General features: G+C 38.1%; 12 protein-coding genes and 1 other RNA gene. 10 read left to right on the top strand and 3 right to left on the bottom strand.

Annotated features, from left to right (window positions below):
- Nucleotides 1-78: 78 nt before the first annotated feature.
- The 5 genes from traN (at nt 79) to VKY50_RS10810 (ending at nt 4864) form a co-directional block, all read left to right on the top strand.
- Nucleotides 79-828, top strand: coding sequence for a conjugative transposon protein TraN (gene traN / locus VKY50_RS10830; RefSeq protein ID WP_324301724.1), 750 nt, complete (start codon nt 79-81; stop codon nt 826-828).
- Nucleotides 829-893: 65 nt separating this feature from the next.
- Nucleotides 894-1676, top strand: coding sequence for a hypothetical protein (locus VKY50_RS10825; protein WP_324301722.1), 783 nt, complete (start codon nt 894-896; stop codon nt 1674-1676).
- 33 nt (nt 1677-1709) lie between these two features.
- A complete protein-coding gene (locus VKY50_RS10820; protein ID WP_324301720.1) occupies nt 1710-2759 on the top strand; it encodes a hypothetical protein in 1050 nt (349 codons plus the stop codon).
- A 409-nt stretch (nt 2760-3168) separates the two neighbouring features.
- On the top strand, nt 3169-3324 hold the full coding sequence (locus tag VKY50_RS10815) for a hypothetical protein (RefSeq protein ID WP_324301718.1): 156 nt from the start codon (nt 3169-3171) through the stop codon (nt 3322-3324).
- Nucleotides 3308-4864, top strand: a complete 1557-nt coding sequence (locus VKY50_RS10810) for a recombinase family protein (protein ID WP_324301716.1) — start codon at nt 3308-3310, stop codon at nt 4862-4864. Before VKY50_RS10815 ends, VKY50_RS10810 begins: the two co-directional genes overlap by 17 nt.
- Here the strand turns inward: VKY50_RS10810 and ssrA are convergent.
- Nucleotides 4819-5218, bottom strand: a transfer-messenger RNA (tmRNA) gene (gene ssrA, locus VKY50_RS10805). The two genes, VKY50_RS10810 and ssrA, sit on opposite strands and share 46 nt — an antisense overlap.
- A gap of 146 nt (nt 5219-5364) precedes the next feature.
- Between ssrA and VKY50_RS10800 the strand changes: the two genes are divergently transcribed.
- Together VKY50_RS10800 and VKY50_RS10795 are read left to right on the top strand one after the other, a co-directional pair.
- On the top strand, nt 5365-6567 hold the full coding sequence (locus tag VKY50_RS10800) for an NAD(P)-dependent oxidoreductase (RefSeq protein ID WP_324301714.1): 1203 nt from the start codon (nt 5365-5367) through the stop codon (nt 6565-6567).
- A gap of 118 nt (nt 6568-6685) precedes the next feature.
- On the top strand, nt 6686-7696 hold the full coding sequence (locus VKY50_RS10795; protein WP_324301711.1) for a 3-oxoacyl-ACP synthase III family protein: 1011 nt from the start codon (nt 6686-6688) through the stop codon (nt 7694-7696).
- A 100-nt stretch (nt 7697-7796) separates the two neighbouring features.
- On the opposite strand, the gene VKY50_RS10790 is transcribed toward VKY50_RS10795, so the two are convergent.
- Nucleotides 7797-9278, bottom strand: a complete 1482-nt coding sequence (locus tag VKY50_RS10790; protein WP_324301709.1) for a sodium:solute symporter — start codon at nt 9276-9278, stop codon at nt 7797-7799.
- 225 nt (nt 9279-9503) lie between these two features.
- Here VKY50_RS10790 and VKY50_RS10785 point away from each other — a divergent pair, with 225 nt between their 5' ends.
- Entirely contained in the window at nt 9504-10253 is a 750-nt protein-coding gene (locus tag VKY50_RS10785; protein ID WP_324301707.1) for a DeoR/GlpR family DNA-binding transcription regulator, read from the top strand.
- A gap of 92 nt (nt 10254-10345) precedes the next feature.
- Nucleotides 10346-12280, top strand: a complete 1935-nt coding sequence (nagB, locus tag VKY50_RS10780; RefSeq protein ID WP_324301705.1) for a glucosamine-6-phosphate deaminase — start codon at nt 10346-10348, stop codon at nt 12278-12280.
- A gap of 110 nt (nt 12281-12390) precedes the next feature.
- On the opposite strand, the gene VKY50_RS10775 is transcribed toward nagB, so the two are convergent.
- A complete protein-coding gene (locus VKY50_RS10775) occupies nt 12391-14862 on the bottom strand; it encodes a TonB-dependent receptor (RefSeq protein WP_324301703.1) in 2472 nt (823 codons plus the stop codon).
- 78 nt (nt 14863-14940) lie between these two features.
- On the opposite strand from VKY50_RS10775, the gene VKY50_RS10770 reads away from it, so the two are divergent.
- On the top strand, nt 14941-15108 hold a 168-nt coding region (locus tag VKY50_RS10770; RefSeq protein ID WP_324301726.1), incomplete at its 3' end, for a CoA-binding protein.

Raw genomic sequence — 15108 nt, 5'->3', positions numbered from 1 at the left:
TTGGAGCACGGATAAAAAATGAAAGTGCGTCTATAAAACAGTGGATATTATCTCAAGAAAAAATAGAGCGCGTATTTTATGAAAAAGAAAAAGGGAAAAACAGGCTCATTATTGGTTATTCATCAAAGCGAGCTAAAAAGCTTCCCATACAATATCCGAAGTGTGGACAGGGGAAGCAGGGAGGTGCTCGTACAAAAGGCAAAAGGTGTGGAAAACATTTTGCAGCTCAAAGCAGCCGCGGAAGCCATGGCTGAGACCAACCTTACGGTGATCACAGCCGATGGAAAATTGTATTCTTTCCTGCTTAGGTACTCGCCAAACCCGGTTGCCCTTAACTTTAGTTTTGGAAAAAGGGATATTTACCAAGTAGCTTTTGCCCCGGGAAATCCCAATGAAGGGGTATTGCGCAAATATGCAGAGGTTGCCTTGGGGAAAAAGAAAAGGCTTTACGGTGTCAGAGACAAAAGGTATGGGATAAAACTCCGTTTGGATGGCCTGTTTGTCAAAGGGAATGTGATGTATTACCGCTTTAAGGTGGAAAACACTTCCCATGTCCGTTATAATATCGACCAGCTTCGTTTCTTTATCCGTGATGCCAAAAAAGCCAAACGGACCACTTATCAGGAGATCGAGATGCCCCCTTTGTATACCTATAAAGATACTTCGGTTGTAGAAGGGCAATCAGGGCAGACTTTGGTGGTTGCCCTGCCCAAACGCACCCTCCCCAATCAGAAACACTTGGTGGTACAACTCATGGAAGACCATGGGGGCAGGCACCTGGAACTTAAAATAAAGAACAGGAAACTCATGCGGGCAACCGTATTGTAATCGTAAAACCCGCTTGGTGCAGTGTGAAAAATAAATGAATGTTTAACCATAAAAATGTAAGAGTCATGAATGAAGAAAACTTAAAGTACCTGCAAAACCAGGTATTTTACACCGGATTTGGGGATACCCTCGATGGTGCATTAAAAGAGAAACTGGAACAGCAACCTGAAACGTTTTCCTTGGAATACAGGACCGAATATGGCAAGGATAAAATGGAAGCCGAACTGAACTTTAGCAAGTCCAAGAAACAGGACAGTGACATGTATTTTTTTAATTCCTATAGAGCAACTTTAAAAAGGGAAGGGGATTCTGAAATGGCACAACGGTTTTATATCAATAAGGGCAGTAATATTACCTTAAAGGAAGCTTATAACCTGATGTGTGGCAGGGCGGTGAACAAGACCCTGATGAACAAGGAGGGGGAACTTTACAATGCCTGGGTGCAGATGAATTTTAAGCAGGCAGATGAACATGGGAACCATAAGCTAAAGCATTTCCATGAGAACTATGGTTATGACCTTGGAGCTGCCCTGTCCAAACATCCGATCAAAGAACTGGAAAGACAGGAATATAAGGACAACCTGATGGAATCCCTTAAAAAGGGTAACGCAGCCTCTGCAACCTTGGCCCGTGATGAGGGAGGGGAGCAAAAAGTGTATGTGGCCGCCAATCCGAAATTTAAGTCCGTGACCCTTTATGATACCAATATGCAAAGGATGGGACGTATGCAACGGGAAAAGCAGGCTAAGGAAACCAAGCAAACCCAAAAGGAAAGCCAATCACCACAAGGGGACGATGAGTCCCCTTCCACAAAGAAGAAAACCAGGCGAAAAGCAAAGGTGGTGTAGCCATCACTTAAGGGAAATAGCCAAAGCATTGATATGAAAGAAGCTCAAAATAGGGTTGAAAAGGAGCTAGGCCAATGGCTTAAAAGGGAGCAGCGTTTTAAGGAACTGTTCTCTTTTTCCCTTGGTGAAAATAGGGTTTTCCTCAGGGAAAAGCTTAAGTATTATCGCGCTGTTTCGAACAGGTACAGGGACATTGCCAACCGGGAGGAAAAGCTTACGCTTCGGATGGTACGGGAGGAAAGACGTGCTTTGGAAAAAGAACTCTACCCTAATTTGTTGATGAGGTTGACTTATAAGGTGTTTTCAAGGATTGCACAGAAAGGTATGGTCATACGGAACTTGGGACGGCAAACCACCGGTGATCGGCAGTTAAGGGAATCCCTTCGAAAGCTGGGGTTTCCTGAAGTGTCCGTTCAGTCAATACATAAGGGTAAAGAGGCGTTAACCCTTCCGGTCTCTTATTATGTCGGTGAAAACAAGCGGATGGAAATTGATCTATCGGTACGTTCTGACAGTAAGGGACAATACCGGTTGGAAGGGATTAAGGCCATATTGCACCAGGATGGAAAGCCTGACCGGTCCAAAGGCCATTATTTTAAACTTGACCGGGAAAACCCGATTACTTCGAAGCAGGTTTACAACTTGCTTTCTGGTCGTTCCACAGTTATTGGAAATGGGCAAAATAAGCATTGGACGCAACTTGACCTTAATGATAGAAATACCCAGGGCAACTACCGCATCAAACGGTTTTATCCAGGGTATGGATATGATCTGGAGAAAACCCTTCGGCAATTGCCGATTAAGGAGCTGAAATGCCCTCAACAAACAAGACAGTTGATACAGGATTTAAGAATGGGAGAGCAAAGGGAAGTGATGCTTATACATGGAAATAAACAGAAGCAAATTACAATAGAGGCCAATCCCCAATTTAAATCATTGAACTTATATAATGAAAAGGGTAAAAAAATCCACTTAAGGGAAGCCCTAAAGGGTAAAATTCGGAAAAGGACTGGGGTGCGAAATAATGTAGGATTACGGAAAGACATTGCGAATGAAGATCGTATCCGAATAAAACGAATATAAAACTTTGGAGCTTTACAAATATTATTGGGAATTTTGGGAACCTGAAAGAATGCAGTTATAGGTGTTGTGGAGTTGGGACTACAATAATCAATAATTTTTCTATTTTTGGGGAAAACAATATCTTTATAAGGAACAGATTGTTGATTACTTATGTTTTTATAAATGAATTATTACAGCTTTATTCTATCCTGGAAGGTTATGGGTGTAGGTATTCATCACATAGGCATGAGCATCTCTCAAGCCTCCGAGTAATGTCACTCGGGAAAGGTTATTTCTGAAAAATTACTGGGCAAACACTTAAACCTTGGGAAAAGACCTGATTTCCGTAAAATTAATAGTAAATGATTTTTAATTACTAGAGAGGCTCAGAGATGAGCCTTTGTTGTTTTAAAGTTAATGAGGTGTGAAGATGGAAAAAGATAAGGGACAAAACGATTTTGCAGAAACAGTTACTTCAAAAGCATATAAAGAAGTAGAAGAAGAAAAGAAACAAAAATTATTGAATTTAATAGTAGAAATCATAGTAGAAGCAACTTTTAAAGAATATTATGAAAAGAGCCATTAGATATCTGCGTTATAGCCATGAAGGTCAAAGCAATAGTTCGATTGAACGGCAAGAACTTTATACTGACGAGTGGATGAAATACAATGATGTAGAGTTGGTAGACACTTTCATAGACCGTGGTAAGAGCGCAAAGACTTTTGATCGTCCTGACTTCATCAAATTGCAGACTTTTATAGCCAGCCATTACAAAAAGGTAGACTACTTGTTGGTGGATCAGTTGGATAGGTTTAGTCGGGATGCGGGAGAAGCCATGAGTATGGTCAAAAAACTCCAACGAAAATATAATATCCAAGTAGTGAGTGTCACTGAAGGAATTACTTTTGATTACAACACGCCTGGTAGTTTTTTCAGGGCGGGCCTTCAACTATTGCTTGCCGAAGAAGATAATATTAATCGAAGTATTAAAATCAGAGGGGGAATTTATACTGCAATGGCCAAAGAAGGAAGGTATCTGAACAGGATCCCACCTTTTGGATATAAAAAGATAGGTGAACGTAAGGAGCGTCGACTTGTTATTGATGACAAAGAGGCAGAAATTATTAGGTTTATATACGATGCATACCTAAATGGTATGCCTCTCTATATTATTAAACAAAAAGCACGGGAATTAGGGTATAATAGAAAGGGAAATACAAACATTGAAAAAATACTTGTTAACCCTGTCTATGCCGGTATGCTTCATGTAAAACCTTATAAAGATTACCCTGGTGGTTTGTTCCCTGCTGTTCACGAACCGATTATTGACATCGATACTTGGAAAATTGTCCAAGACAAAATGAAAAAACCTGTAAAATTCAGGACAGTGATCGATGACCAAATACCGTTAAGAGGATTGCTGAAATGTCATTGTGGCCAGCCACTTAGTGGAGCTCCATCAAGGGGTGGGTCAGGCAAATATTACTATTATTATAAATGTAAAGTTTCAAAACACAATAATATAAGTGCCATTAAAGCCCATAAACAACTTTTAGGAGCTTGTGAACTTATGAGTCTTCCCAGTAAAGATGTAAATAAAATCAGGGAAAGATGTAACTATATAACTGAAAACCATATAAATAACAGTAAAATAAAGAAAAAAGAGAAACAGGAGCAATTGGAAAATGCCCAAGAAAAGCTATATGCCCTAGAAGAGAAGTGGATTAAAAATGAAATTAGCCGTGATACATATGAGAGGTGGTATTCAACATATAATAACATTATAATTACTCTTAATGGGAGCATTAACAGGTTGAATAAAGACCAAGGTAAAGTTTTTAATATCCTGGATAGGCATATCGATAAGTTAACGGATATGAAATATGTCTATAAGAATGCAGAAACTTTAAAAAAGAGAGAGTTTATAAGAATTGTGTTCGACAGCAATTTATACTATAAAAATGGTATCTATCGAACTCCAACTATGTTGTATTTTCTTACACATAACCATTTGAAAATGATGGAAAAAGGGTTTTTAGTTTTTGAAAAAAAGGAGGGATTTCCTACAGAAATCCCTCCAAGTGGAGTCGGGGAGAATCGAACTCCCGTCCAAACAAGCAATTAAAATGCTTTCTACATGCTTAGTTTCCGTTTAATTGTCGACTATTAGCTGACCGAAAACCGCCCACTAATAGCTTAGCTTCTTAAGTTTTGAAACTTTGTCGAAGCCACAAAGTCCCTATGTTGATTTTTATGGTGCCTCATAATAAGCCGCCATCAACAAGGGCTGCTTAGAGACATCTCGCCTTTCCGCCTTGCGGAAACGTGGCCAAAATCCTACTGTGAATTCAGATTAGGCAGCAAGAGCGTAGTTATTCTCGCCATTTAAAAAAGTTGAAATATGATATTTAAGAGCTGTATCTCAGCGCTCTGCATGCTTACAAATCAATTAGACTCGCTGTCAAAACCAGTCGACCCCAATAGGTTGTTTTTAAAGAACGTATTTTTTAGAATTGCCACTGGCGATTAATTCTAAAAGGGTAGCAAATGTAATACATTTTATTGGAAACTTGTACATTTACATCCAACCACGTATTTTAGACCAAATTTTATACCAAATATTTTATGAAGATTGGAATTATCAAAGAGCGCAAAACTCCGCCAGATCGTAGAGTGGTATTGAGCCCTGAGGCCTGTCAAATTGTCAAAGAAAAATTTCCTAAAGCAGAAATTCTTATAGAGCCATCGCCAATACGCATATTCAACGACCAGGCTTATATAAATGCAGGATTTGAGGTCACTGAAAATATGGAACAGTGTGATGTATTATTAGGTGTAAAAGAAGTACCATTACAGGCTTTAATTCCCAATAAAAAATATTTTTTCTTCTCTCATACCATTAAAAAGCAACCATACAATCGTAAACTTCTCCAACGTGTATTAGATCTTAATATAGAATTGTACGATCATGAAGTGATCACAAATTCAGAAGGACATCGTTTGGTTGCATTTGGTCGTTATGCTGGAATTGTAGGCGCTTACAATGGAATAAGAACCTATGGGCTTAAATTTAATCTTTTTGATTTACCTAAAGCAGAAACTTTATCAGGAATAGATGGCTTAATCGGTAAATTAAAAGGAATTACACTTCCAAATATAAAAATCGTGGTCAGTGGAAAAGGACGGGTTAGCAATGGGGTGAAAGAAATTCTAGATGCCATGGGAGTAAGAGAAGTTGATGTAGAAGCATATTTGAATGTAACCTTTAATGAGGCTGTTTATTGTCAAATCGAGGTGTTAGATTATAATAAAAGAATTGATGGGGAGGTGTCTAGTATTGCTGATTTCTATGAAAATCCACAGCGATACAAGTCCGATTTTATGCGTTTTGCTACATGCAGTGATATGTATATTGCAGGTCATTTTTACGGTGATGGTGCACCGTATCTTTATACTAGAGATCAGGTGAAATCTCCTAAATTCAAGATAAAAGTTGTGGCAGATATCAGCTGCGATATCGATGGTCCAGTAGCTACAACCATTCGTTCATCAACTATTGCGGATCCAATTTACGGATATGACCCTTTGACAGAGCGCGAAACAGATTATAAAAATCCAGAGGCTATCGCCGTAATGGCTGTGGATAATTTACCATGCGAAATTCCTGCAGATGCTAGTGAAGGTTTCGGAGATAGTTTTATAAACCATGTGATTCCAGCACTATTTAACCAGGACAAAGACGGCGTACTTGAACGAGCTAGGATGACCTCAGGAGGTAAATTAACCAAACGATATAGCTATTTACAAGACTATGTAGATCAAAATTAAAGTTTTACATCTTTTGGTATTTCTCTATATGTTAATTATGTGTAACTTGCAGGGCTGATTTATATTGTTTTTTACTAAACAATACCGTCTATTTTAATATTAATAAAGCGCTCAATACATGTACAATTCAAAAATTACAGGTTTAGGATATTATGTGCCTCCCAATGTGGTATCCAATGATGATTTATCCAAGGTAATGGACACCAATGATGATTGGATTCAAGAAAGGACTGGGATAAAAGAACGACGTCATGTGGATAAGAATGGAGGAGATACTACAACAAGTATGGGTGTAAAGGCTGCCAAGATTGCTATTGAACGATCTGGTTTAGATAAAAATGATATTGACTTTGTGGTCTTCGCCACATTGAGTCCGGATTATTACTTTCCAGGTCCTGGAGTTCTAGTACAACGTGATTTAGGCCTTCGTACGGTAGGTGCACTAGATGTAAGGAATCAGTGTTCTGGTTTTGTATATGCACTCTCCGTAGCTGACCAATATATTAAAACCGGGATGTACAAAAACATCCTAGTGATCGGTTCTGAACTGCATTCTAAAGGATTGGATATGACTACTCGAGGGAGAGGAGTTTCAGTGATTTTCGGAGATGGTGCTGGTGCTGCGGTGTTAAGTAGAGAAGAAGATACTACCCAAGGGATATTATCCACACATTTGCATTCTGAAGGCGAGCATGCCGAACAATTGGCTTTGATTGCTCCTGGAATGGGAAAACGTTGGGTAACGGATATATTAGAAGCAGAAGATTCTGAGAACCCTTCTTATTTTCCATATATGAATGGTCAATTTGTATTTAAACATGCTGTTGTTCGTTTTAGTGAAGTAATAGTAGAGGCGTTAGAGACCAACAACTTAACCAAAGAGGATATAGATCTTTTGGTACCACATCAAGCGAATCTTAGAATTTCTCAGTTCATACAACACAAATTTAAACTCACCGATGACAAGGTCTATAACAATATCATGAAATACGGAAATACCACCGCTGCATCCATTCCGATTGCCTTAACCGAAGCATGGGAACAAGGAAAGGTTAAGGCCGGTGATATAGTTGTTTTAGCAGCTTTTGGTAGTGGATTTACTTGGGCAAGCGCTATTATTAAGTGGTAAGTTAAAGATATATAGAGGGTATTTACCCATTTAAAAAAGCAATGGTGCTCAATTTACAAAGATACCGTTGCTTTTTTTTCGTGTTCTTATTTTAATAGAACTACTTTTTTTTATCTGTAAATTGCCAGTGATCTTTAGTGCGAAAAAGAACTAAGAAAACCACGGTAATTAGGGCATTGATAAATATATTCATGAAACCTAGGTCAAAATTAAAATAGTGAATCAAACCCTCATTAATAATATAAGTTAAAATAGGAGCAATAACACAAATAATAGGAGTGTATTGGTCCCTTATTTTAATCTTGGTAAAAATCCCTAAAAGAAAGAGTCCTAGAAGTGGACCGTAGGTATACCCAGCTACTTTGAAAATGCTTGTGATGATATCCCCCGTACTATTCGCAAAGGCAGACATGATCGCAAACACCACCAGATTAAATCCTAGCAGGACCATATTTTTGGTTTTCTTCTTCTTTTGAGCTGATTTTTTTTCCATCCCCAAGAAATCATATGAAAATGAAGTTGTCAGCGCTGTTAAGGAGGAATCAACACTTGAGAAAGCTGCTGCGGTAATCCCTAGAATAAAGGTAATCGCTCCAGCCATACCAAAATTATTTAAAGCGAGCATAGGGAAGAGATCATCTGTATTGAGGAAAGTTCCGTTTTCATCGACACTTAAAGAGATACCATTATTCTCAGCATAGATATAAAGTAACACTCCTAAACATAAGAATAGAAACTGCGTAATTGCTAGGATGAAGCTAAATACTAATGCATTTTTTTGAGCGTCTGACGGTGATTTACAGGTGAGTGTTTTTTGCATCATATTTTGATCCAACCCCATCATAGCGATAGCGATGAGTATTCCAGCTATAATTTGCTTAAAGAAATTGTTCCCAGACTTAGGATCCCAATCAAATATTTGAAAATATTTGTGAGACGTCATGGTATCTATAGTTTGCGAAAAGCTTAAATCCATTGCATCTTGAATAGCAAATATGGATACAATTGCCGCGGTAATTAAAAATGTGGTTTGCAACGCATCGGTCCATACGATGGTTTTTATTCCAGATTTGTTGGTATAGAGCCAGATAATAACTAATATGATCACTACCGCAACATGAAATGGAATCCCTAAAGGATCAAACAGCGCATAGTCTAACACCTTGACCCCTAGAAGTAATCTTAATGCCGCACCAAAGGATTGAGAGAGGATAAAAAACAGCGATCCAATTTTATATGAGTAAAATCCAAACCTGTTGGAAAGATAGGTGTATATGGAAACTAATTTTAGTTTATAATAAATAGGGATTAAGACAAAAACGATAAAACTATAACCAATCATATTCCCTATAACAAATTGGAAATAATACAAGAAGTTATTGGAAACCATCCCTGGAATGGATACGAAAGTGACCCCGGACATGGCCGCTCCAATCATCCCATAGGCCACAAGGGGCCATGGTGATTCACGATCTCCAGTGTAAAAAGCATCCGTACCTGATTTTCTAGATACAAGGCGGGAAATTCCAGTAAGGACTAGGAAGTAGGCTATAAATACGGCTAGAAATAAGGTAGTATTCATGAAAAGGTTATTTTAGGATAGTTTTCCAATGTTCATTGGGCAACAAACTTATTAAATAGGAATTGTTTTATTCAAATTATACAATGGTAAGATACATTTATTTCGGTAATCTGTCATGTAAAATGATGAAAAATGCAATATTTATGCAACAATTAATAAAAAAATGCTTTAATTTTACGTGTAAACGGAAATGATCGTTGTATTCTAAGTAAAAATGCCGAAAATATGCAAAAGAGAGACAGACAGGATGTTATTGTAGAAGAGGTACGGATTAACCGTAATGTATCCTCCAATTTTTTAGCTCGAAAATTAAAGGTTTCTGAAGATACCATACGCAGGGACCTAAATGAGCTGGACAAAAAAGGGTTGATTTTGAAGGTGCATGGTGGCGCAGTTTCTACCATACAAAAACTCTATCACTACAATGAAGATATGATCTTCAACAGGGATGCCAAAAATACAATTTCTAAAAAGGCAGCTAACCTTATGAATGATGGTATGGTGATTATTATAAGTGGGGGAACAACTAATTTGATGCTTGCCAAACAATTTCCAAAAAATTTGAAAGCCACTGTTTATACCTATAGTTTACCTATAGCGATGCAGCTTTCTGAACATCCTTCCATTGAAGTGATTTTTATCGGTGGAAAGATCAATAAGAAATCGATGGTAACTGTTGGTATTGATGTCGTTCAATTGCTCTCTAGTATTGCTGCTGATATCTGCTTTATAGGCGTTAGTAGTATCAATATTAGCAATGGGATTACGGATGAGGGTTATGAGGTTTCTTTGGTTAAAAAAGCCATGATTGCCGCCTCTGATAAAATCATAGCCCTGGCAGATTCAAACAAGTTAAATGTCCGGCAAAATTATGGAGTCTGCTCTTTGGATGAAATCGATATCCTAATAACAGAATTAGATCCTAAAGATCACAAACTACGTAATTACCGATCGAAGGATTTAGAAATTTTGTAAATAATGTAGCATCCAACTAACTTTTGCAATAAGGTTGTTAGTTGTTTTATAATGTCATAACTTTAGTAAAATTGCTTTAACACACTTGGTCTATGGAACACTTAATCAAGAATAAATCAATAGCTTACGAGAAAGCTGGATCACACGAGGACAATCGTTATGAAAAAATACATAATGTTGTTTTTGAGAGTTCTTCGGAGGCATCCATTTTGGTAGCCAAAGAAATTGCTGATTTGATAGTTGAAAAAAATAGCAAAGGGGAAATCTGTGTTTTAGGCCTTGCGACAGGATCTTCTCCAATTAGAGTTTATGATGAGCTTGTAAAGATGCACAGGGAAGATGGGTTAAGTTTTAAAAATGTAGTGAGTTTTAATTTAGATGAATACTTCCCAATGAATCCAGAGAGTATTCACAGTTACCACTATTTTATGAATGAACATTTGTTCAACCACATCGATATTCCAAAAGAAAATATTTTTATTCCCGATGGTACTATTGCGCAACAGGACATCGCGGCATATTGTCGGGATTATGAACAAAAGATAAAATCCTTTGGCGGGATCGATTTTCAGCTCTTGGGTATTGGGCGAACTGGCCATATTGGATTTAATGAACCTGGTTCCCATTATAATTCCATCACTCGTAGTATAACCTTAGATCAACTAACCAGAGAGGATGCTGCATCAGGTTTTCACGGTATTGAAAATGTTCCAAAAAAGGCTATTACCATGGGTGTGGGTACGGTGTTTTCTGCCAAACGAATTGTGCTCTTGGCTTGGGGTCATAAAAAAGCCGAGATTGTAAAAGAGACTATTGAGGGAGAAATCATCTCTCAAATTCCAGCCACATATTTGCAAGAGCATCTCAATACCACCATGGTACTAGATACCGAAGCAGCTTCGATGTTGACTCGTTTTGAATCGCCATGGCTTGTAGGAGAAGTACAGTGGAGCGAAGCCTTGATGAAACGAGCAGTGGTATGGTTATGCCGTAAAGTAGAAAAATCGATCCTTCGATTGACAGATAAGGACTATAACGAACACGGACTGGCCTCTTTGATTACCGAAAAAGGATCCTCCTATCAATTAAATATTGATATGTTTAATAAACTACAACATACCATTACAGGTTGGCCTGGAGGTAAACCAAATGCTGATGATAGTAACCGACCTGAGCGAAAATCTCCAGAGAAAAAGCGGGTTATTATATTTAGCCCACATCCAGATGATGACGTGATATCTATGGGAGGAACTTTTGATCGTCTCGTGGAACAAGGGCACCAGGTGCATATTGCATATCAGACTTCTGGAAATATTGCTGTCTCAAATTCCGATGCGCTTAAATTTGCAGAGGTTGCCATGGATTTCTTGCCCAATTGTCAAGGTGTAGAAAAGCTGCAAAAGGCCGTTACTGCCATTGAAAACCAACAAGGACATGAAATCGATCCGCTAGATGTACGAGAGTTAAAAGGGTTGATTCGAAAAAGAGAATCCATTGCAGCTACACGTTATTTGAATGTACCTGATCAACACGTTCATTTTCTAAATCTACCCTTTTACGAAACGGGGACCATCAAAAAGAATCCTCTATCTCAAGAGGATATTACAATTGTCAAAAAGTTAATAAGTGACATTAAGCCTCACCAGGTATATGCCGCTGGTGATTTAGCAGACCCGCACGGAACGCACAAAGTATGTTTAGATGCGGTATTTCAGGCAATGGCTTCTTTAAAATCTGAATCTTTTATGGATCACTGTTGGCTATGGCTCTATAGAGGGGCATGGCATGAGTGGGAGATTCATGAAATAGACATGGCCGTTCCTATGAGTCCTGACCAAGTGCTCAGAAAACGAAAAGCCATCTTCTTCCATCAATCTCAAAAAGATGGGGTATTATTTCAGGGAGAAGATCTCCGGGAGTTCTGGGTACGAGCAGAGGAGCGAAATAAAGAAACTGCTAAACATTACAGGGATCTAGGATTGGCAGACTATGCGGCCATCGAAGCCTTTAAACGCTTTGATTATTGAGGATTATCTCTTGAATTAAAATATTAAACCCGGGAATATCCCGGGTTTTTTGACCGCTGTAAAAAACACTTACCATCAACTATAATGAGAAAATTACAGCAATCATTTTGTTACATAAAGCCTCCACTAGATTCTTTGGTGTTAGCGTCCCTGTTCTTACGCTCTACCTTTCTGTTTTTACCCTCACCAAATCTATAGGTGATCCCAGCGTATATGGTCCTACTCTCCCAATTGAATGTTCCGTTCTGTCTATAAGGTCGTTCGCCCTCAAGACCAAATTTCATGGTATTAAATATATCATTGAAATTTAAACTAAAACTTCCTTTACCATCGGCGAAGCTATATCGGGCTCCCGTGTTAATAAAATACATAGGTTTTGAGGTTATCTGTAGGCTTTCATTTCGGCCTCTGTAGAATCCAAAAAGGGATAGACTAAGTTTTTTAGTGATGGTGAAATTATTATTCATTCGAGCATTAAATGCCACATTGTCCACTTCTACCTCTTGGGTTACTATATCATCTACACTAGGCTCATTGTCACTTGGATTTAGTAATTCAGTTAAACCACGCTGGGTTTGGGTGTACATATCGATACTTGTATTAATATTCCACCAACTAAAAGGTCTGTAATTTGATGAGATTTCAAAACCATAGGCGTTGGTATTATCAAAATTATCATAGGTGAGTATTTGCTTTGTAGGATCCAGTCGGTCCACATAAAGTACTTGGTTTATCTCATCTTCAATACTCCTATAGTACATTCCAAAGGTGAGACTACCGTTGTTTAATCTCCTTGTATAGTTGATCTCATAAGAGTTTGTGAATTGAGGTAAAAGTTCTTCATTTCCATAAGAAGATATTTTTGGTGTACTCCAGTCCCGAATCGGGTTGACCTGACCAAGACCAGGTCGATCTACTCTACGACTAAAGCTCACTTGAAATTGATTCTCCTCACTCGGAGCATAGGTGACAAAAGCCGAAGGATACACCTCCAGGTAATCATCTGTAAAACTACGTACACTGTTCGTATCGGCGGCAACTCCTACATCTTCCAACCGTGCTCCAAGTTGGTAGCTCCATTTGTCAAAATTTTGACCAAAGGTTGCATAGGCCGAATAAATGTCCATACCATAGATGAAATCGGTATCTGGTGTTGGAATCAAATTGCCTTGATCATTAAAACTAAGGCCGGTAGAGGAGTAGTCTATGTTTGTTTCAAAAGTGCGGTATTCCAAACCAAGTTCTAATTTTGAATTCTCTGAAAGGGGATTGACGTAGTCTAGATTCGCAATGGTCTGCTCCCTACGGGTATCCACAAAGTCTAAGTAATCTGGTTGAGTGGAAGTTCCCATGAATCTGAAATCTGCGTTTTCCTCATTTTCGAATTTACTGTAGTCAACCTCAAGTTCGATGTTGTGACCATCCTTTACAAAATCCCGTTTGTATACCGCATTATACTGTTCATTGTGATTGTTACTATTTTGTTTGAAGATTTGTCGCGTGTCGGTAACACTTGGATCTATGTTTATTATATTGGTATGACCACTATACTTTCCATCATATATATTTTGGTTGGTAAAAACAGAAAAGGTATTCTTTTCATTGATAAAATAATCAACACCTACCTTGTAAAGATGCGATTTAGCATTGTTAAAAAAATTCAATAGCTGTAACTGGTTTTCATTAAAGCCTGTTGAGGTTGGATCGTCGAATCTTTCGATTATACCATCATTGGTATATTTGCCGATATTATTACCGTAACTTCCGTAGAGATTAAACTTTCCATTTCGATAATTGAGGTCTATAGCACTATTGAATTTTGCTTCATCCTCATAGGCTAGCCCAATGCTTACATTGCCATTAAAACCAATATTAGCATCCTTGTGAAGAATGATATTAATAATTCCACTCATGCCTTCAGGGTTGTATTTTGCTGATGGGTTCGTGATGAGTTCAATTTGTTTAATGGAAGTGGATGGTATTTGTTTTAGTAACTGTTCTACAGGCACATTGGAGAGCTTTCCATCTACCATCACTCGTACGTTGGAATTCCCTCGCATGCTCAGTGCACCAGTTTGTTGATCCACATTAATAGAAGGTAAATTGTTCATTATATCCGCAGCGGAAGCACCTTGAGTAGTAAGATCTTTACCGACATTGATTACTTTGCGATCTATTTTTTGCTCGATGGTGGATCGCTCCGCTACCACACTTACCCCTTCAAGTTCAGTGACATTTTCCACCAAAGTAATGGTGCCTAGATCCACTTTGGATTTGTTCATTGATATGATAATATCCGTATGGTAGGTCTGATATCCAATAAACTGTACTTCTAAAGTGTAATTTCCAATACTAACATTTGAGAGGGTAAAACTCCCGTCATTCTCTGTGATACCTCCTTGAATAACATTGCCATTTGTTTTGATGGCGACTGTGGCGTAAGGAATCGGCTGTTTTAGTGACTGATCGATTACGATTCCATTAATAGTCCCGGTTTTTGATAGTGTATTGGATTGGGCACTGTTTTGTGAATAGGAAAAATAAGAAATTAATAATGCGCAAAATAGAAATGCATGTTTCATTGATTGTTCGTTTTTGATTGATATTAACTAGTTGACGTTTGATTGCTAATACTGTTACAGTATTTAACACTTTTTAACATGAAAAAAACTTTAGTTATAGGAGCTTCACTTAACCCGAACCGCTATAGTTATATGGCCTTACAGCGTCTTTCTGCCAATAAAATTGAAACGGTAGCAATTGGTTTAAAAGAAGGAAGTGTTGCTGGGGTAGCTATTTCGACACAGCCAATAAGTTTTGAAAATATA

The sequence above is a fragment of the Galbibacter sp. genome (genome assembly GCF_035306585.1).
In the GTDB taxonomy this organism is placed as follows: domain Bacteria; phylum Bacteroidota; class Bacteroidia; order Flavobacteriales; family Flavobacteriaceae; genus Galbibacter.
Note: the sequence above shows the minus strand (reverse complement) of the source record. Positions and strands in the feature narration are given on the sequence as shown.

Excerpts from the sequence above, each read along its gene's own strand:
- traN (WP_324301724.1), top strand. The coding sequence starts at position 79 with ATGAAAAAGAAAAAGGGAAAAACAGGCTCATTATTGGTTATTCATCAA.
- VKY50_RS10825 (WP_324301722.1), top strand. The coding sequence starts at position 894 with ATGAATGAAGAAAACTTAAAGTACCTGCAAAACCAGGTATTTTACACC.
- VKY50_RS10820 (WP_324301720.1), top strand. The coding sequence starts at position 1,710 with ATGAAAGAAGCTCAAAATAGGGTTGAAAAGGAGCTAGGCCAATGGCTT.
- VKY50_RS10815 (WP_324301718.1), top strand. The coding sequence starts at position 3,169 with ATGGAAAAAGATAAGGGACAAAACGATTTTGCAGAAACAGTTACTTCA.
- VKY50_RS10810 (WP_324301716.1), top strand. The coding sequence starts at position 3,308 with ATGAAAAGAGCCATTAGATATCTGCGTTATAGCCATGAAGGTCAAAGC.
- VKY50_RS10800 (WP_324301714.1), top strand. The coding sequence starts at position 5,365 with ATGAAGATTGGAATTATCAAAGAGCGCAAAACTCCGCCAGATCGTAGA.
- VKY50_RS10795 (WP_324301711.1), top strand. The coding sequence starts at position 6,686 with ATGTACAATTCAAAAATTACAGGTTTAGGATATTATGTGCCTCCCAAT.
- VKY50_RS10790 (WP_324301709.1), bottom strand. The coding sequence starts at position 9,278 with ATGAATACTACCTTATTTCTAGCCGTATTTATAGCCTACTTCCTAGTC.
- VKY50_RS10785 (WP_324301707.1), top strand. The coding sequence starts at position 9,504 with ATGCAAAAGAGAGACAGACAGGATGTTATTGTAGAAGAGGTACGGATT.
- nagB (WP_324301705.1), top strand. The coding sequence starts at position 10,346 with ATGGAACACTTAATCAAGAATAAATCAATAGCTTACGAGAAAGCTGGA.
- VKY50_RS10775 (WP_324301703.1), bottom strand. The coding sequence starts at position 14,862 with ATGAAACATGCATTTCTATTTTGCGCATTATTAATTTCTTATTTTTCC.